Below are 20475 nucleotides of genomic sequence, written 5' to 3' on the forward strand. Positions count from 1 at the left end.
GTTCGTACTGAAATATTTTAATATGCCGGAACCTGAGCTTATCAATAATGTAAAAATACAAGTAATGGATTTAGATTATGAGAGAATAGAACCCATACCGCCTTATACTTCTATTCGTCAAGCTTATAGGATTATGGATGAAAACAATATAAAAACCCTTCCCATAGTGGATGAGAATAATGGTTTATCAGGAATTATTACCATGAAGGATATTGCAATGGGCCTCATAAAAGGTGACTACTATACCCTTAACACATATCTGGATAATATAGTGAAGGATTTAGATGGCTTAATCCTATGCAAGGGAAGTGAAAAAGTTAATGGAAGAATCAGAGTTCTGGCTTTATATGAGGATTCCATAAAGGGTATTTTGAGAAAAGGGGACATAGTGATCGTGGGGGATCGTTATGCAGTTATTGAAGAAGCTATTGGATCCGGTGTGCAGCTTATTTTGGTTACTGCTAATAAGGAGATACCCAAAAAATATATAGATGAAGCTAAAACTAAATCAATAAGCATTGTCAAGGTACCTATGGATACATACACTGTATCTAAGCTTATATGCCAGTGTAATACGGTAGAATCCATAATGAAAACAAAAAACATAATACGATTCTATGAAAAAGAATATCTGGAGGACATACAAGAAGAAATGATCAATACCAATTACAGATACTTTCCTGTGGTTGATGAGAATCAGCTTTTTTTAGGATTCATAGGGAGAAAACATATAATGAATCCCAATAAAAAGAAGGTTATATTGGTAGACCATAATGAATATGACCAAAGCGCTGAAGGATTGCAAGAAGCAGAAATACTGGAGATAATAGATCACCATAAGATTGGGGATATATCTACATCCATGCCTATAAACTTCAGAAATATGCCCGTTGGAAGCACCTGTACCATTGTCTATAATATGTATAGGGAAAGCGGAGTAGATATTCCCTATGATATAGCTGGATTGATGCTAGCCGGAATCATATCGGACACATTGCTTCTCAAGTCACCTACCACAACAGCAAGGGACAGGGAGGCAGTGCAAGAATTAAATGAAGTTGTCGGATTGAATCTGGAGTCCTATTCAATGGATATGTTCAGAGCAGGAACTTCATTGGAAGGCTATAGCATAGAAGAAATATTTTATAGGGATTTCAAGGACTTTCATATGGAACAGGGCAGAGTTGGCATTGGACAAGTATTTACTCTGGATATTGATAGTGTATTCAGTCGGAAGGATGAATTTATAGATTTTATTGATAAGGTATATATAGATAAAGGATATTACCTTACCCTTCTATTGATTACAGATATAGTTAAGGAAGGGTCATATCTTCTGTATCGCAGCGCAAATTCAAGTATTATACCTTTATCCTTTAATGTGGAACCATGTCAAGGAGTATTTGTAAAGGATCTTGTATCAAGGAAAAAACAGGTAATACCTAGGATTGCTGAAGCCATGAGGATGATTAAATAGAATAAGGTGGCATATGATAAAGCCTTTTACTCTTATCAGAGAGTAAGGCTTTTTTTATAATGCATAGGAAAGTATAAATTTCTTATATTTATACTTTCCGTTAAATGCATTTCAAGAAAGGCTTCCTTGTTATTGAAATGCTTCCGATGGAAGCCTTTCTTATAATACATATTCTTAACCCAGGAATGAGGAATATTTTGTATAAAAAAAAGGGGATAAGCGAAAAGTGTCGAATAAAATCCACTATGCTCCAATTTTTAAATATTCTAAATATGCAACAAAGGAGGACTTTTGATGAAATTCTCGTTAAGAAAAAAGACGTCGTTGGAAAAATCGATAAAAGAGAAGCTTAAAAAAGAAAAGAAACTTAAGAAAAAAGTAAGAAAAGAAAAACCTGTAAAAGAAAAAACAATGAAAAAGAAGTCGGCGACAAAAATAACGGTCAGAAAAAAGTTGATGATTGGCTTTAGTCTCCTAAACATTTTAATTATAGTTTCAGGCGTTTTTTCCTTATATAATCTTTCAACATTACATACCACAATAGAAGAACTATATAATATGGAGCTTAAGGGAATCGAATATATTAAGGATGCGCAGGTATGCCTGATTTCTATAAGTGAAAATCGGAATGAGATGCTTTTGACTGCAGAGCAAAATCAACAAAGTCAGTATATAGAGAATATCCAGTTAATGATGGATCAATTTGAAGTGAGCCTGGACAATTTTAATAAAACAGTGATGGATCATGAAGAGGGCAAGCTAAGAACTGCTGAAATAATGGAACTGTGGTCTCAGTTAAAGCCTAATGAAAATAAGATTATTGATGCAGCTAGAATAAATAATATAGATGAAGGACTGTCACAAGCCAAGGCAAATCGCTTGATTGTTGAGCGAATAGAAAAAGAGATCGATTCCCTTGTTAATATGAAGATTCAATTGGCTGAAAAAGCCCATGAAGAGGCATATTTCCTTTATGACAGCACTAAAATTGTTACAATTATAATCGCAGCATTGAGTGTTTTAATAGGCATTTTTGCTACATCGGTAATGTCTAGCCTAATTGCTAAGCCTATAGGTAAAATGGCAGATGCTGCAAGAAAAATAGCCGATGGAGATTTATCAATAGAAGCAGTAGCAGTAAAGAACAAAGATGAAATCGGTGATTTGGCTAATGCATTCAATACGATGATAGAGAGTCTTAAGTCTGTCATAAAGAGCGTATTGGAGGCTTCTCAAAAAGTTGCTTCTTCAAGTCAGCAATTATCAACTACTTCTGAAGAAACCACATCAGCTGCAGAGGAAGTTGCTTCAACTATAAATCAACTAGCCGAAGGAGCAGGAAAGCAAGCGGAAGATGCTTCCCAAGCCAGTGTGATGGTCAACCAAATTACCGAAAGCATACAACATGTTGCTGAAAATGCTAATTCTGCGGCAATGGCAAGTACCAATATTACAAAAGAAGCAAACAATGGGTTAAATGAAGCCAAGAGAGCCGTAGAGAAAATAGAGAACATTAAAAAGGTTACTGAAGAATCTTCTGAAAGTGTAAAGGCACTAGGCAATGAATCTATCAAGATAGGTGAAATCGTGGAGGTTATTAAGGGAATATCCGATCAAACTAATCTTTTGGCTCTAAATGCAGCTATTGAAGCAGCTAGGGCAGGAGAGCAGGGAAGAGGTTTTGCTGTAGTGGCTGATGAGGTGAGAAAACTGGCAGAACAATCATCATCTTCTGCAGTACAGATTGCGGATCTCATAGGTAATATTCAAAATGAAACAAATAAGGTTATCAATATAATGAGTGTTGCTACCAATGAGGTCTCCGATGGGGTAGAAGCTGTAAACAAAGCTGGTAACTCCTTTGAAAATATTTTTAACCATATAAACAACATTACAAGTCAAATACAAGAGCTGAGTGCTTCGGTGCAGCAGGTTGCCGAAGGCAGTAGATCTATGAACGAATCCATAGAAAACATAGCCTCCATTGCCGAGGAAACTGCTGCTGCAGGTGAAGAAATAAGTGCAGCTTCAGAAGAACAGACTGCTGCTATGGAAGAGATAGCCAATATGGCTCAAGAACTGTCGAAACTGGCTGAAGAGCTTGAGATAAATGTTTCAAGATTCAAAATAGAATAGTGCAAGGAATGATGCGGTGAATAGACAATTATGGTGGAAAAAATCAGGCTAAATCAATATATGAGGAATATAGATGCATAGTATAAATCATAACTGAAAGGATGTTTTGGATGCTGAAAAATCTCAAGATATCATTTAAGATTACTTTACTATCAATTGTCCTACTAACATTCATAGCAATAGTGGGTATCGGAGGTCTATATTTAAATGGAGAATCAAATAAGGCTATGTCTGATTTATATGAGACAAGATTCCTACCTGCTTTATGGGCTGATGAAATGAGAAGCGGTATATATGCTACCGAAGGAGATATGCTATATATAATTATGAATGTCGGAAATGAAATTGCACAGAATGTATACATTGCAGATATAGAGAAAAAAATGAAGTCAGTGAACGAAGCTTGGGAAAAATATAACTCGCTGGAGTTGGGAGAATTTGAGGCTGAATTATTCCCTACATTAAAGAAAAATCTTGATGATTATAATAATTTGATAGATAAGATAACAGGTTTGGCTCTGTCAGGCAATCAAAAAGAGGCAATGATGTACCTTACAGAAGGCAATGGTATAATAAGTGGTCTCCAGTACAATTTGGTAGACCTGGTTGAATACAACAGAACAGAAGCAGAAACTGCAAAGATAAGCAATGATGATGTACAAAAATTAGTTGTAAAGCTTTTTGTAGTTATTATCATTATTGCCTTGATTATAGGTTTGCTTTTGTCAATTATCATAGCAAGAGGTATTATCAAACCTGTCAAGCTTTTAAGTAATGAGTTATCCAATTTGGCAGAGAGTGGAGGAGACCTGACTCAGGAGATAAAGATAAACTCAAAGGATGAAATAGGTACGCTGGCTAATTCTATAAATAAGTTTATGCAAAATCTCAGAGAAATCATCAATATGGTTCTTAATGAATCAAAAAATGTGGGAAACAGGGTAGATGAAGCTCAGAACCGTATGGCAGAACTAAACACTTACATAGAGGAGATATCTGCTACCACAGAAGAACTTTCAGCGGGGATGGAAGAAACTGCTGCTTCAACTGAAGAAATGAATGCTACTTCTGCAGAGATAGAAGGAGCAATAGATTCTATAGCTGTAAAGGCTCAGGAAGGAACAGTTGTTGCTTCAGAAATAAACGAAAGAGCTGGTCAATTGAAAAAGGTAGCTATCGATTCTCAACAAATGGCAAACCAGATGATACTGGAAGTAAATGATAATCTGCGAAAAGCAATTGAAAAATCAAAAGCAATAGATAAGATTAATTCACTTGCAGATTCCATACTTGCCATAACGGAACAAACAAATCTTCTTGCTCTAAATGCTGCTATAGAAGCTGCCAGAGCGGGAGAAGCGGGTAGAGGATTTTCTGTAGTAGCGGATGAGATAAGAAATCTTGCTGAAGAATCTAAAAATACAACAAATGAGATTCAGAAAATCAATAAGATAGTTGTAGAATCGGTTGAAAATCTTGCGGTCAGTGCACAGCAAGTATTGGACTTTATAGATAACAATGTCGTAAAGGATTATGATTCTCTTGTAAAAGCAGGGGAACAATATAGTGAAGATGCTTATAATATTGATAAGCTTGTAACAGACTTTAGTGCTACTTCTGAAGAACTTCTGGCTTCTATGCAGAATATGGTGAAAGCAATAAGCGAGATCACTCATGCAAATAATGAAGGTGCACAAGGAACATCAAATATTGCATCAAGAGCATCTTCTATTGTTGAGAAATCTTATGAAGCAAGAATGGAAATAGATAAGGCAAAAGATAGTTCAGAAAAGCTGATTGCAGCAGTAGAAAAGTTCAAGGTTTAGATAAAAAGTGGAGTCATTGGACTCCACTTTTTATCTAATGCTTTTTCCTTTATGATAGTAGCTCATCATTATTGTATCAGGGACCATGCTTCCTCCTGTAGCCCACACAATATGGCAAGCATTATCCATTTTACTTTCAAGATTCATGGACTCTATATATTCTCTTCCTTCAAGAGTAGACATAAGCCATGAAGGACCTGTAAAGCCTGCTGCAGCAGAAGGCTCGATAAATATGTTCTCCGTATCTGCCAGCATGGAGAGAAATCTATAAAGCTTATTGTCCTCTATGGTAAATATGCCGCTTAAAAGCTTATCCATAATCTTCCCCACGAAGCCAGATGGTCTTCCCACTGCAAGACCATCTGCTTCAGTTATATTGTCTATACCCAAATCCTGAACGGATATTCTGTTATGCAGCCCTGTCATCATTCCCACTAACATACAGGGAGAATGGGTAGGCTCTGCAAAGAAGCAGTGCACATTAGGTCCAAAGATGGTTTTCAGGCCAAAGGCTACTCCTCCTGGGCCTCCGCCCACTCCGCAGGGGAGATATACAAATAAGGGGTGATTCTCATCAACTTCTATTTCCATATCTTTTAACTGCTTTTCCAATCTGAATGCAGCCACTGAATATCCTAGGAATAAGTTTTGGGAATTCTCATCATCCACAAAGTAGCTTGAAGGATCCAAGTCAGATTGTCTTCTTCCCTCTTCAACAGCCTTGCTATAGTCTGATTCATACTCTATGACAGTTACTCCTTTTCGTCTCAATAAATCCTTTTTCCACTGCCTTGCGTCAGCCGACATGTGAACAAAGACCTTAAATCCAAGAGCAGCACTTATTATTCCTATGCTTAATCCTAAATTGCCTGTAGAACCAACAGCAATTTTGAAGCGGGAGAAAAATTCTTTGAATCTCTCCTCTTTCAATATGCTGTAATCGCTATTATAGGAAAGCATTCCTTCTGATAAGGCTAAATCCTCAGCATGTTTTAGGACCTCATATATTCCTCCCCTAGCCTTTATAGATCCAGATATGGGCAGATGGCTGTCGCATTTTAATAACAAATTTCCTTTAATGGGGCAATTCGAGTTTCTTTCCACCAGAGTCTTCATTTTCCCTATTTCCTTTAAAGGAGATTCTATTATACCCTTGTTCTCACCGGTTTCAGGAAATGCTGCCTCTATATAGGGAGCAAAACGCTTAAGCCTTTCTTCTGCTTCAATCATATTTTCAATTGTTAAATCTCCAACCTTATAAATGTTAGTAGTTTCATAATGAGGGTTTATCCACAGTACTTCTTTAGTCTCTTTTATTTTTTCCATAAGGGGATGCTCAGCAAAAATCATAATTGTAAGCCTCCTCAAATAATATTTAAGCACCTGGTCTTATCAATACCAAGTTATCTTCTGCGGTAAGCTCAAATAATGAAAAATCTACATTGTGACCGCTTTCTACCATAAAATTCTGGTCCTTTTTTAATAAAAGAAAAATGTACTCCTCTCCATCGGAAACTTTAAAATTAGTAAATTTATTGTTTTGAAGGCTTTCTACAATCTCTTCAAGACAGTATCCGGTTTCCTTCGCATAGAGTGATAAGGGCTTGCCTATATATCTATAATGCCATGGTTCAAAGCTTATTCCGGTCTTTTCCACCTTATCCTCCGGATATCTTGGGATAAAACCATATTCCCAGCAGTTCTCCTTTAACCATGCATATTCCTCTGAATTATGGAATGTGCTGCCTTTGGGGTAATTAATGCTTAATATATCCAAGGCCATGCCTGTTTGATGCTCACTGGTACCTGGATAGGCTACAAGCTTTGACACCTCCTCGTAGGGATCGGCGACTCCGCTGTTCTTTTTCTCGTTAAGTCTGAATTCAAACAAGTTTTTCTGCTCCTGATAGGATCTATATGTGCTGCTTAGCACGAAGCCTTTAACTCCGTCCTCTGCTGCTTTATCAAGCATAAGCTTTAAATTCTCAAGTGTAACCTTATCAAGTTTCATGCCCTTGTTGCTTAATATGGCTTGTACACCTTTTAGGGCTACAATATTATCATCGTTAAAATTTTCAGGTATGGTATGATCCCTGTTTATCAGTCTTGAATGGATATCTGCAGAAATACCTTCCAAAACACTTGAATATGGTCTGTTGTCCATGACATATAAATATTTTCTGTCATCTATTGAAAGCTGAACTTTATTTACTACCAAACCATCATTGTTGCTAAAAAATACCTGTCCTAAGTTATAAACTGGATTTTTACTTTCTTCATCTATCATAAGGGAAATCATGCCATTCTCATCAGGTTTATGCTCATTATCATTAAAATCAATATATACATCTGACGAATCGTAGTGGTCCATTAGCATGGTCTTCAGGTCATTTACACCTAAGGCAATCACATTATCCTTTTTATCAAGCTTCTTGATTTCATCTCCAAGCCTGATTTTGTAACTATTGCTCTCAAATATGGACAGCCATGTTATATCCCTATTCTGAGCTGCAATTACAAAGGAAAAAGAGAGGATTAGTACGATGAATGCTACTGTTAATATGAACTTTTTAGATTTTTTGTTCCTCATGTTTAAACCCGCCTTTAACTCTATTGTTATCCATTCATACTGAATCTTGACTCCTTTGGAGCTCAGTTTCAGTAGAACTATTTACTTTAGTTTAAGACAATTTTAATGACCATGTCAATGAAAAGCTTGATATCATCTTAATGGTAATAATGCTATAATATATTTAGAAGCAAATATATAAGACACAATATTTTTGTGAGGTGTATATATGGAGGTTTTAAGCAGATTTCTAGATCAATACATAAGGGATATTGATTACTATGAGAGGGCTTCGAAGCTATGTGCTCATATATGCGAAAATGAATTGGAAACAGCTGGTATTAGAGCTATCGTAACATATAGGGCAAAAAGACCTGATAAACTTAAAGATAAACTGATAAAAAGAAATGAGAAGCATAAATATAAAGATATTGAAGAAATTTATGAGGATATTGTGGATCTGGCAGGAGTAAGAATAGCCATATATTTCCCGGGGGATAAGGAAGAGGTTGAGAAGTTTATTAAATCTACCTTTGAAGTTGTAGAAGTTAAGGAATTTCCACAAGATCAGGAGCCAAATGGCGGTTCGGGAATATATAAAAAGGTTTTTTCCGGATATCATGCAACCCATTATAGGGTTAGATTAAAGCCGGAGCATTATGGTGATGAAAGAAAGAATCACTGGGATGCATTGATTGAGATACAGATAGCCACAGTTCTTATGCATGCATGGGCGGAAGTGGAGCACGACTTGGTATATAAGCCTTTGAGTGGCAAGCTTTCCAGCGACGAGTATGAAATACTGGATGAACTGAACGGACTTATATTATCAGGCGAAATCGCGCTAAAGAGGTTGCAAAAAGCATTCAATGAAAGGGTAAGCAGGCAGTCGGTGCCCTTCTCAAACCATTTTGAACTGGCAGCCTTCCTTTATAACAGAATACAGGAGCTTTTAGGAAAACAGGATGATGAGATAACAATGGGAAGGGCGGATATATTATTTAATTTTCTTAAAATCACAGGTATGGATAAACCTGAGGATATAAATAAGTACATTGAAAGCATACCCATAAAATCTGACCATGTGAACATTGTTCAGCAGTTGGTGGAGATAATTCTTGAGGATAACCCCTCGCTGATGGATGATTATCAGAAAAGCAAGGATATGACAGGACAGATGAGAGTCTGATATAAATAGTAATGTATTACCGTATGAAAGAATATAACTTAATGTGCGGTAATACATTTTTTTATGAAAAAGTTTCGTACACGAAAGGAAAATATATACTAATGGAGAATACATATTAAAACAGGAGACAATCATTGGCATTTAAAAGATGCTTATGATTTCCTCTATAAAGAATTATTGATTAATCTACATCGAAGATTTGGCAATAAGGGAACTTACTCTTTCTATAAAATATGAAAAAGGAGGGATTTAAATGGACAGCATCGGTAAATCAATAATGCGAAAAGAAGCAAAGGATAAGGTAGAGGGACGACTTAAATACCTCAATGATTACAACAGCCCGGACATTTTGTATGGTGCTTTGAAGATCAGCAGTTATGCCCATGCTAAAATAAAAAGCATTGATAAATCTGAAGCATTGAAAATGTCTGGGGTACGGGCAGTATTGACCGGTGAAGACCTTCCTTACAGGTTTGGAATATATTTAGGAGACAAACCACCTTTGGCCATTGATAAGGTAAGGTACTATGGAGAAGCAGTAGCTGCTGTTGTGGCAGACAGCCAGGAGGAGGCTTATGCTGCACTGGAAGCTATAAAGGTAGAATATGAAGCACTGGACCTGATTAGCTCTCCAGGAGAGGCGGTAAAGGATGGTGCTATTCTAATCCATGAAGATATGGAAAGCTACAGCCACATAGACGCCATCAGGCCTGAACCAGGTACTAATGTGGCCAACAGAACAAAAATAAGAAAAGGAAATATAGAAGAGGGTTTTGAAAAGAGCTTTGCCATAATTGAAGAAAGCTTCTCCTTTCCCCCCAGCGATCATGTTGCTATGGAGACAAGAACAGCTATGGCAGAGATATTGGGAGACGGAAGAATAGTAATACATTCTACAACTCAGGCACCTTTTGTAGTAAAAAATCTCATGGGCATATATTTTGGACTGGATCCGGGAAAAGTTACTGTTATTACTCACCCAATAGGCGGTGGATATGGAGGAAAAGCAGGCATGCAACTGGAAGGGCTGGTATATCTCCTTTCCAAAGCTGTAGGCGGCAGGAAAGTAAAGCTTGTTAATACCAGGGAGCAGGACCTGGTTACATCTCCCGGCCATATAGGACTGGAAGCAAGAGTAAAGCTTGGAGCTACGAAAGAAGGAGAGCTTATGGCCGCAGAGCTTTTATATATGTTTGACAGCGGTGCCTATGCAGATTATGCGGTAAACATAAGCAGGGCAGCAGCCATAGCCTGCACCGGGCCCTACAGAGTGCCAAATGTATGGTGTGATTCATTGTGCGTATACACAAACCATCCCTTTGCCACTGCATACAGGGGCTTTGGCCATATTGAACTGGCTTTTGCAATAGAAAGAGCCATGGATATACTTGCTGATAAGCTAAATATGGACCCAATGGAATTGAGATTGAAAAATGCTATTAAGAGAGGAGATACATCTCCAACAAGAAGCATTATGGATGACAATACAGGTGATTTTGCTGCATGCATTATAAGAACTGCAGAAATGGTGGAATGGGATAAAGGTTCCAGAATAGTAATGGAAGATGGAAAAATAAGAGCAAAAGGCTTCGGCTGTTTGTGGAAGGCGCCAGCCATGCCTACAAACACGGATGCAGGAGCTATCATAACATTTAATGAGGATGGCAGTATCAATGTCCACTGCGGAGTGGTGGAGATAGGCCAGGGTATAAAGACTGCACTGGCTCAGATAGCATCAGAAAGAATGGGCATGGAAGCTGATATGGTACATGTAATAATGGATGTAAACACTTCAATATCACCTCATGATTGGGCTACTGCAGCCAGCAGAGGTCTGATGATGGCCGGAAGAGCTGTAATATCTGCCTGTGAAGATGCAATATCTCAAATCAAGTATACCGCTTCTCAGGTTCTGAGATGCCCGGAAGAGGATCTGGATGTATCAGGCGGTAGGGTATTTGTAAAGGATGATAAGCATATAGGACTTTGGATAAAAGATGTGGCATTAGGATATGTATATCCAAATGGCAATGCTGTTGGAGGACAGATTATAGGAAGAGGAAGATATATATCAAGGAGATTGACAGGTATAGACCCAGAGACGGGAGAGGGCAACCCTGCCTTGGAATGGACCCTGGGCGCCGAAGCTGTTGAAATAGAACTGGATCCTGAAGATTGTTCCTATAAAGTGCTTAAAGCCGTATGTACAATGGATGTAGGCAAGCTGGTGAACCCTGCCATGGCAAGAGGACAGATCATGGGAGCCATGGCAATGGCATTATCCTATGCAAAGCAGGAAGGTTTTCTGTTCAATAAGAGAGAGCAAGTGGTGAACAACGATTTGAGAAGCTATAAAACCCTTCGCTTTACCGATAGACCTCAATACTTGGTGGATTATATTGAAACTCCCCAGGGAGACGGCCCTTATGGAGCAAGAGGATTGGGAGAACAAGGAGTAATCGGTATACCAGGAGCCTTGGCAAATGCTCTTTCAAGAGCCATAGGAAAGCAATTGAATCAATTGCCACTAACACCCGAAAGCATATGGAGAGCAAAGGAGGGGATATAGATGCTAAGCTTTGATTTTGAATACTACAGACCTGATACCATTGAGGAAGCCGCAGAAATATATAAGGAACTGAAAAGAATGGAGAAACAGCCTCTTTATTTCAGCGGTGGTACAGAGGTTGTATCCGTGGCGAGAAAAGGAGTGCTGAAATTCAATGCCTTAATAGATCTTAAAAACATCAAAGAGATGAGGGATTATGTTCCTAATGAAGAGGAAATCTATTTTGGAGCCAACATGACCCTCAACGAAGTAACGGAGCAGGAAAGCTTCCTTCTCCTGAGCCGAGTGGTTGAAACCATAGCGGATCATACGGTGAGAAACAGGATAACCCTGGGAGGCAACATATGCGGAAGGCTGGGCTATAGAGAAGCTGTGCTGCCTTTCCTCCTTGTGGATGCTGAGGTTTGTATAGCAGGAGCAGAAGGAGTAAAAACTCTTTCTATGGAAGCTGCCTTTGACAAGAGGTTGATGCTCTCGTCAGGAGAATTTGTTACAGGATTCAAGGTCAGAAAAAGCGGATCTTCATTGGATGGTATCAGCATAAGAAAAGTAAGAACAACAGATGTGGACTATCCTCTTCTTCATATTGCATCAATGAAAGATGAGAGAGGCATAAAGCTGGCAATCAGCGGTTTATGCCCTTATCCATTCAGAGCCAAAGCTTTGGAACAGTATTTAAATGATGTTGAAGGCTCTGATTGGGACATTAAGGGGATATATAAACTTTTACCCGCAGCAGTGAAGGATGACCATATAGCTTCTTCAGAATATAGAAAGACTGTATTCGAAAAGAACATTGAGAAGCTTATGAGAAAGTGGGGTGAAGCATGATGAAGTGTTATAAGGATTTTATCCAGATGATTTTGGATGTTAACGGCGAAAAGAAGAAGGTTATAGTAAGTCCCAAAGATACTCTGTTGTATGTACTAAGAGAAAAGCTGGGCTTTACAGGAGCAAAGCCAGGTTGTGAAAATGGAGATTGCGGTGCATGCACCATACTATTGGACGGCAAGCCAGTAAAGTCCTGTCTCATACTAGCTGTGGAAGTTGAAGGACACAGCATCACCACAATCGAAGGACTGCGAGACACTCCCATACAGAAGGCTTTTATAGAAGAATCGGCTTTTCAATGCGGATACTGTACCCCTGGTTTCATAATGAATTGTCATGCTATGCTCAATACCCATCCGGATGCAGATGATAAAATAATAAGGGAATGGCTGTCTTCAAATCTCTGCAGATGCACCGGATATGAAGAAATAGAAAAAGCGGTAAAGAGGGCTCAAAACCATATTAATGTGGTATAATAACAACAAGTCTATATTGATTAACGGGTGATGAAAGAATTGAGAATAGTGATAATAGGTGGCGGTGCTGCAGGTATGATTGCCTCTATAGCAGCCGCAAGAAATGGTGCAGAAGTTTTTATACTGGAGCAGCTCCCCAGAGTGGGGAAGAAGCTGTTGGCAACGGGGAATGGCAGATGCAATTTGACCAATGCAAATATGAATATAAGAAGCTTCCATGGCAGTAATGCGGCTTTTGCCCTTACTGCCTTGAAGCAGTTTGATGAAAGAGCTGTCATGGATTTCTTTGAGGATTTGGGAATACATTGTGTTATTGAAAGCGAAGGAAAGGTTTTCCCTGCTTCGGGGCAGGCTTCATCTGTACTGGATGTACTCAGGTTTGAAATGGCATATCTTGGTGTTAAAGAAATATGCGATGCCCGAGTGGAATCCATTACATATGGCAAGAAGGCTTTCAAAATAAGAGTTAAGGACAGAGACACCATTACAGCAGATAAAGTCATATTGGCTGCTGGAGGCAAAGCTAATCCGGGACTTGGCTCCAACGGAAGCGGTTATACCCTGGCAAAAGCATTGGGTCACAATCTAATTGAGCCCTTTCCTGCATTGGTGAAGCTGAAGATTGACGCACCTTATTTAAAATCCCTGTCCGGGGCAAAGCTCAATGGAGAAGCAGCCATTGAGGTAGATGGTAAGGTTTTGCGACAAGAAAGAGGAGAAATACTCTTCGCAGATTATGGACTATCCGGACCACCCATTATCCAACTGAGCAGAACTGCAGGAGAACAGCTTAGACGAGGCAAGAAAGCAAATATAATATTGGATTTATTTCCAGAAAAAAGCCTGAAGGAAATTGAGGATCTGCTGAAGAGAAGAACTTCTCTCAGGGAATATAAGCCCTTTGATTTTAGTTTTATAGGTTTGATAAATAAGAGATTCATAAATGTTATACTTAAGGAAGCTGGAATATCTGCTTTGCAGACACCCTGCAAGGATATAACATCTGATGAGATTAAAGTGGTAGCAAGGAAGATGAAGAGGTGGGTGATGAGCATTTCAGCCACCCGATCCTGGAGTGAAGCCCAGGTAACAGCGGGAGGAATAGATGTGGCAGATATTGATGCTGAAACCATGGAATCCAAGATCATTCCCGGCTTATACTTTGCAGGAGAAATAATGGATATCGACGGCGATTGCGGAGGCTTCAACCTCCAATGGGCCTGGTCCAGCGGATATGTAGCAGGCTTAAGTGCTTCTTTGAATAAATGATATTTATTATATCAATTACTTTAAATTTCATGCCATGCATTATATAATTAACCTGGACATTTGTGATGATGTTAATGAATAATGAAATAAATGAGGGTATTTGCCATGAATGATGTGGAACTTGATACAAAAAGCAAAATACTTCAATATGCAATTGATATGGTGGGATCAAGGGGCGATGTGACCATAAGAGAGCTTGCAGAAACGGCAGGGGTCAATGTGGCCTCAATCAATTATTATTTCGGCAGCAAAGAGAATCTGCTGAAGGAAGTGGAAAGGCATTACTCCACTGCCTTGTACAATGTTCAGTATAGTATTTTCACATCTAAAGAACTATCTCCCTATGATAAGCTGCTGGAATGGGCTAAAAGCATGTCAGCATTTATTTACCAATACCCTGCACTCATAAGCCTTATAGCAAAGCTGTCTGTGGAAGATACCCGTTACACGCCTGTATTGATTGAAAAGATCTATCTTAATAAGGAACTGCAGAACATGATACAGCAAATTATAGGCACCATAATAGAATCAGAGGATGAAAAACTTTTGAAGCTAAAATATCTACAGCTTTTCTCAGGGATCTTAGGTCCTGTTATTAACAGGTTGGTAGAGGAAAACTTTTCTGATAAACCTCCAACATTAAACTTCAGTAGCAAAGCTGATTTGGAGGAATATATGAAGCTGCTTATTGATACTATTCTGGATTGATTTAGGCGCTTCATATCTAGAATTATTCTTTATGCCCATTTCATAAAGCTTTTTCTCAGTTTTATTGATTAGCATAATTAATAGTGCTAATATTAAAACATAGGTTTAAAACATATGTTTAAATATCTGATGAGGTCTCGATGAATATTCCAGAAATCGGAGGTTATCTCAATGAAAAATAAAAGTATTATATTGCTCTTTTCAATGGTTTTAATTCTTTTCATGACGACGGGATGCAAAGCTAAGAGTGAGGAAGAAGCAGCAGAGGAAATCAGAAAGCCTGTGAAAGTAATTGAGATAGAGGAAAGGCTTAATACAAAAAAACTTGAATATATAGGAATTGTGGTACCGGAAGAAATGAAAAAGATAGGCTTTAAAACATCGGGAAAAATAGCTTCCATTAAGGTGGATAAGGGGCAGGAGGTAAAAAAAGGGGATACCTTGGCTCTATTGGATACAAAGGAATTAAGTCTAGCATTGGAAGCAGCTCAAGCTGCAAAGGCAGGAGCAGAAGCCCAGTATATGAAAGCGGTTAATGGTGCAACAGATGAAGATTTGGAACTGGCGGCTTCAAATGTAGTTAAAGCTCAAAAAGCCTATGAGTTTGCCAAAGACAGCTTGGATAAGGCAAAAAAGCTATATGAGGGAGGCGGCATATCCAAGCAGGATTTAGATGCAGCAGAACTTGAGGTTACCATAAGAGAGCAGGAATACATAAGCGCAAAAACTATATTGCAGCAAACAGAAAAGGGCGCCAGGGAAGAGGATAAACTGGCTTTGAAATCCCAGATGGAGCAGGCGGAAGCAGATCTTAAGTATAAAGAAAGCTCAGTTGCTGATGCAACATTGAAATCGGATATGGATGGATATGTAATGGAGATTTTGTCTGAAGAGGGAGAGATAATTTCTGCCGGATATCCACTGATAGTGCTTGGCAGTAAGAAAAACATTGTGAGCTTTGGACTGACTGAAGAGGATGTGACGGAGGTGGATATAGGTCATAACATCATAGTAGAACATAATGACAATAAGTACGAAGCAATCATAAAGAGCATCGCAAGGATAAAGGACAGTGATACTCAGACATATAATGCAGAGGCTGTTGTAGATGATGAACAACTGCCTGCAGGAGCTGTAGTGAAAATCAGCATACCTACTGAGGAGCATTATTCAGTTATGATACCTCTCAGCACAGTACTGAGGGGAGATTATGACTATGTATATATATCTAAGGATGGAATGGCTGAGAAGAGGGAGATCAGTATGGGCAGTGTAAGAGGTGATATGGTTGAAGTTTCAGGACTCAACAAGGGAGAAAAGCTTATAGTTGAAGGCTTTAAGAATATAAGACATGGAGATTTGCTAGAGATTATCCAATGACAAGGGGGTGATATTATGACGAAAGCTATTGCAGCTGCATTAAAAAATAGAAGTATAACCCTTGTATTGGCAGTAGTGGTAGTGATATTCGGTATCTATAGCTATTATGCAATTCCAAAGCAAGAGGATCCGGACATCATTCCACCCTTTGCCATGTTGACAACTACATACCCCGGGGCTTCACCGGAGATTGTTGAAAAGCTAGTTACCAAGAAAATAGAAGATAAGCTGGTAGAAATTGAAGGATACGATTATTCCCAATCTTACTCACAAAACAGTGTGAGCATAGTGATACTTCGGCTGAGGAATGGGGCAGACATAGAAAAAGCCTGGAGAATACTGAGAGAAAAGATGGATGATCTTCAAAGCCAGCTTCCTGAGGATTGCAGCAAGATAGACATTAAAACGGATCTGGCGGATACGGCGGGAATCATAATAAGTCTAACGGGAGGAAACTACAGCTATGAAGAGTTAGAGTTTTTCGCAGAAGATTTAAAGAATGAGTTGATGAAGATTGAAGGCATATCCAAGTTTGAAATAAACGGAGCACAGCAAAAGGAAGTTAAAGTTCGAGTTGATATTGGAAAGCTGAATCAATATATGCTTTCACTGCAGGATATTGTTAATATTATAAAAGCTGCCAATGTGGAGATACCTTCCGGCACCATAGATGGCAGTTCCATCAATGTTAAAGTATCAAGCCAATATGAGACCTTAGAGGATATAATGAATACTATTGTATATGTCTCACAGGATAGCGGAGCTTCTGTAAGGCTTAAGGATATAGCCTATATAGAAATGGGCCTGGAGGATTCCAGTTATAAGGTAAAGCATAACGGGCAGAATTCGGTGCTGCTGACAGGATACTTTGTTAAGGATAAAAACATAGTAAATATAGGGAAAAAGGTAGAAAAAACTTTATGGGATCTGGAGGATAATCTGCCGGAGGATGTAAGCCTGGATAAGGTTCTTTTCCAACCTGAAGAGGTGGCTAAGGCCACAAATAATTTTATAAAAAATCTTCTGGAGGGCATGATTTTTGTAATAATTGTTGTATTCCTGGGCATAGGTCTTAATAATGCCATAGTTGTTTCTACGGCAATTCCCCTATCCATTATGGCAACTTTTGTAGCAATGTATCTAACAGGCATCAAACTTCATCAAATATCTATATCAGCCCTCATAATAGCTCTTGGAATGCTGGTAGACAATGCAATAGTCATAAGTGATGCCATTCAAGTGAGACTTGACAGGGGAGATGATAGGCTGGAAGCCTGTATCGATGGTGTAAAAGAAGTTGCTATACCCGTATTTAGCTCCACTTTGACTACTGTAGCTGCCTTTATACCTCTATTGATGCTGGATTCTGTGGCAGGAGAATATGTCATAAGCGTGCCACAGATTGTAATGTTATCCCTGAGTTTTTCCTATATAACCGCTTTATTTGTAACACCTTCTCTAGCCTATGTTTTCTTTAAGCCGGGAAGAGGAAAGTTAAAAAGCTTTTCTTTAAGAAAGGCGTTTATGAGCCTGCTAAGCAAGGCTTTGAGACATAGAAAGCTGAGCATTGCTTTATCTATTGGGGTTTTTGCTCTTTCCATATATACAGCTTTAAAGTTGGGGCTTCAATTTTTCCCCTATGCAGATAAGGATATGATGTATATTAATATAAACAGTGAGAAAAGCAATGATTTAGAGAAAACAGAAAAAATTGCAGAAGACATATTTAGAGTTCTGGAAGAGCAGCCTGAAATAGTATTTTATACCGGAGCCATAGGAGACGGGCTCCCTAAATTCTACAATGCAGTACCTATAAGCACACCTTCCAAGGATTATGCTCAGATTTTGATGAAGCTGGATTTTAAAAAAGGAGGAAGGTTTAAAAAAAATTCGGAGTTTGCGGATTATTTGCAGCTTGAGCTGGACAGGAAAATTACAGGGGGAACTGCAGCAGTTAAGATGCTGGAATTGGCGGAGCCTACAGCGGCACCTGTAATTGTAAGGATCTCAGGTGAAGACATGGAGGAATTGGTTCATTCAGCTGAACAGATAAAAGCCATGCTTGAGGATATACCTGGAACCATGAATATTGATGATGATCACGCAGACAGAATTTATGAATATAATGTGGATCTGGATCCCGCATTGGCTGCATATTATGGTCTCAGCGCCTATGATGTTCAAAATGAAGTTAATATTGCGCTGATGGGCAGGGTGGCTACCAAGCTTCGACAACATGGAAGTGAATACAATATAAGGGTGAAAGGGGATATAAGGTCAAAGGAAGATTTGGAGAACCTTATGATTAAATCCTCTGCAGCAAGCACTAAAGCTCTTTTGAAGTTAGTGGCACCTATAAGCGTAAAGCACATGTATCCCCAAGTAAAAAAGTATGACAGAGATATGACTGTCATGGTATACAGCGATGTAAAAACTGGATATAACCCGGTGGATATAGAGAGAAAATTGGAGGAGAAGCTGACAGAAACAGACATGGGCAATGTCTCAATAATATTTGACGGGGAGAGAGAAAAGATAGTACAGTATTTTGGAGATTTGGGGGTATCATTAATAATTGCCGTAGTACTTGTATACATAATACTATTATTCCAGTTCCGATCCTTTTTACAACCCTTTATAATACTTGTGACCATACCCCTTTCCATAATAGGCTCCATATTTGGTTTGGCAATATTCAGGCAACCCCTGTCCTTTACAGCCCTATTAGGTATAGTTAGCCTGGCGGGAGTAGTTGTTAATAATGCCATATTGCTTTTGGATTTCATTAATGCAGAGAGAGCGGAAGGAAAGGATGTAAATGAATCTTGTATTGATGCGGTGGATAAAAGATTCAGACCTATAATGCTGACAACTACAACAACAGTCATAGGCCTTATACCACTGGCATTAGGCGGCAGCAGCCTTATGGTGCCTATGGCAGTATCATTGATGAGTGGGCTTATGGTATCAACGCTGCTTACAATGGTGGTGATACCTGTAGTTTACAGTTTATTTGAAAAAAGAACAGCCTAGGCTGCTCTTTTTTCAAATTTGCTATGCTTCGGCTTTATTAAGTAGATCTTCCACAGCTTTTGTAACTTTTTTTGAAGCTTCCACCTGAACAACTGAATAATTCTTTAGGTTATCCAGCTGTTGAGTAATTTTTGATATTTCCTCAGATAGCATAGATAATATTTTATTTATTTCTTTAGCGTTGACCTCGCTATTATCTGCTAAATACTGTACTTCTCTTGCCACAACGGAAAAGCCCTTACCCTGCTCTCCTGCCCGAGCAGCTTCTATATTGGCATTTATACCTAATATCTTGATTTGTTTGGCTATTTTATTGACATACTGTAGTATCTTATCGCTCTCTATTATATGATTGCTGGAGTTGTTAGCCACTTCCATAAGCTTATTGCTTACCTCATGTACATTATCAATACTGCTATTAATCTGATTGAGATGAGTCTGAACTATTGAAGAAGCTTCTTTCACAGCAGCAATTTGGTAATTAAGTTTGTCCAATGTGTCGGTGTTTTTTTCAACCAGCGACATAAGCAGTCTTGCGCCAGTAGAATTGATTATTTCGCATTTATCCCTATACATTTCCATTAGATTTTGGGATACAACAGCTACACCTGTAGCTTCCACAATTAAATCCGGTGCCTCATTTTCTATAGCCTCCAGTGAATCACCATGTTTAATACCTAGATCTCTTGCCAGGGCTATACCAGGTGCATCAACATTTCTATCTATTATCATGACTATATTTACATCGGATATGTTAGAAAGGGTTCTTATTATTTTAGTTCCTCCTGTGCCGGCACCGACTACCGCAATGTTCAACCAAATCCCCCCTTTATTATGATAATATGGATTTTTTGGATACATATAAATAATAACATAAACAATATAAAAATAATATGTATACAAAGTAAAATTTAGCAGAAATATAGAGAAATTTTGGTGAATTTTTTTATATTTTAAAATAATAACTCAAATCAAGTCGGAACTTGCGATAATTTATTAGAGGATATGCAAA

Annotated in this window: 14 protein-coding genes; 11 read left to right on the top strand and 3 right to left on the bottom strand. The window is 38.5% G+C overall.

All coding sequences use genetic code 11. The features are described from left to right. The 3 genes from ACESM9_RS01000 to ACESM9_RS01010 form a co-directional block, all read left to right on the top strand. On the top strand, window positions 1–1477 hold a 1477-nt coding region (locus tag ACESM9_RS01000; RefSeq protein WP_372994380.1), incomplete at its 5' end, for a putative manganese-dependent inorganic diphosphatase. Window positions 1478–1771: 294 nt separating this feature from the next. Beyond that, window positions 1772–3613 carry a methyl-accepting chemotaxis protein gene (locus ACESM9_RS01005; protein ID WP_372994382.1) on the top strand — a complete coding sequence of 614 codons (1842 nt, stop codon included), beginning with the start codon at window positions 1772–1774 and terminating at the stop codon, window positions 3611–3613. Between the two features lie 110 nt (window positions 3614–3723). Beyond that, on the top strand, window positions 3724–5439 hold the full coding sequence (locus tag ACESM9_RS01010) for a methyl-accepting chemotaxis protein (RefSeq protein ID WP_372994384.1): 1716 nt from the start codon (window positions 3724–3726) through the stop codon (window positions 5437–5439). 30 nt (window positions 5440–5469) lie between these two features. Here the strand turns inward: ACESM9_RS01010 and ACESM9_RS01015 are convergent, their stop codons facing one another. Both ACESM9_RS01015 and ACESM9_RS01020 read right to left on the bottom strand, forming a co-directional pair. Then, window positions 5470–6789 (bottom strand): D-serine ammonia-lyase, encoded by a 1320-nt coding sequence (locus ACESM9_RS01015; RefSeq protein ID WP_372994386.1) that lies wholly within the window; start codon window positions 6787–6789, stop codon window positions 5470–5472. Between the two features lie 25 nt (window positions 6790–6814). Further along, window positions 6815–8029 carry a M15 family metallopeptidase gene (locus ACESM9_RS01020; RefSeq protein WP_372994388.1) on the bottom strand — a complete coding sequence of 405 codons (1215 nt, stop codon included), beginning with the start codon at window positions 8027–8029 and terminating at the stop codon, window positions 6815–6817. A 208-nt stretch (window positions 8030–8237) separates the two neighbouring features. Here ACESM9_RS01020 and ACESM9_RS01025 point away from each other — a divergent pair, with 208 nt between their 5' ends. The 8 genes from ACESM9_RS01025 (at window position 8238) to ACESM9_RS01060 (ending at window position 19463) form a co-directional block, all read left to right on the top strand. Beyond that, the gene (locus ACESM9_RS01025; RefSeq protein ID WP_372994390.1) at window positions 8238–9197 is read left to right on the top strand and encodes a GTP pyrophosphokinase family protein; all 960 of its coding nucleotides are present in this window, start codon (window positions 8238–8240) and stop codon (window positions 9195–9197) included. 253 nt (window positions 9198–9450) lie between these two features. Further along, window positions 9451–11766, top strand: a complete 2316-nt coding sequence (locus ACESM9_RS01030; protein ID WP_372994392.1) for a xanthine dehydrogenase family protein molybdopterin-binding subunit — start codon at window positions 9451–9453, stop codon at window positions 11764–11766. Next, complete coding sequence (locus tag ACESM9_RS01035; RefSeq protein ID WP_372994394.1) at window positions 11767–12597, top strand: FAD binding domain-containing protein; 831 nt, start codon at window positions 11767–11769, stop codon at window positions 12595–12597. Next, entirely contained in the window at window positions 12597–13073 is a 477-nt protein-coding gene (locus ACESM9_RS01040) for a (2Fe-2S)-binding protein (protein WP_372994395.1), read from the top strand. The genes ACESM9_RS01035 and ACESM9_RS01040 overlap by 1 nt, the downstream gene beginning before the upstream one ends. 30 nt (window positions 13074–13103) lie before the next feature. Next, window positions 13104–14342, top strand: coding sequence for an NAD(P)/FAD-dependent oxidoreductase (locus ACESM9_RS01045; RefSeq protein ID WP_372994397.1), 1239 nt, complete (start codon window positions 13104–13106; stop codon window positions 14340–14342). Between the two features lie 105 nt (window positions 14343–14447). Beyond that, window positions 14448–15050: a TetR/AcrR family transcriptional regulator gene (locus tag ACESM9_RS01050; protein ID WP_372994399.1), complete on the top strand. Its 603-nt coding sequence runs from the start codon at window positions 14448–14450 to the stop codon at window positions 15048–15050. 171 nt (window positions 15051–15221) lie between these two features. Beyond that, the gene (locus tag ACESM9_RS01055) at window positions 15222–16430 is read left to right on the top strand and encodes an efflux RND transporter periplasmic adaptor subunit (protein WP_372994401.1); all 1209 of its coding nucleotides are present in this window, start codon (window positions 15222–15224) and stop codon (window positions 16428–16430) included. Window positions 16431–16445: 15 nt separating this feature from the next. After that, the gene (locus ACESM9_RS01060) at window positions 16446–19463 is read left to right on the top strand and encodes an efflux RND transporter permease subunit (RefSeq protein WP_372994403.1); all 3018 of its coding nucleotides are present in this window, start codon (window positions 16446–16448) and stop codon (window positions 19461–19463) included. A gap of 21 nt (window positions 19464–19484) precedes the next feature. Here ACESM9_RS01060 and ACESM9_RS01065 read toward each other — a convergent pair whose 3' ends face one another. Further along, window positions 19485–20279: a methyl-accepting chemotaxis protein gene (locus ACESM9_RS01065; protein WP_372994405.1), complete on the bottom strand. Its 795-nt coding sequence runs from the start codon at window positions 20277–20279 to the stop codon at window positions 19485–19487. Window positions 20280–20475: the final 196 nt, after the last annotated feature.

Source organism: Lutispora sp. (genome assembly GCF_041687175.1).
Classification (GTDB): domain Bacteria; phylum Bacillota; class Clostridia; order Lutisporales; family Lutisporaceae; genus Lutispora.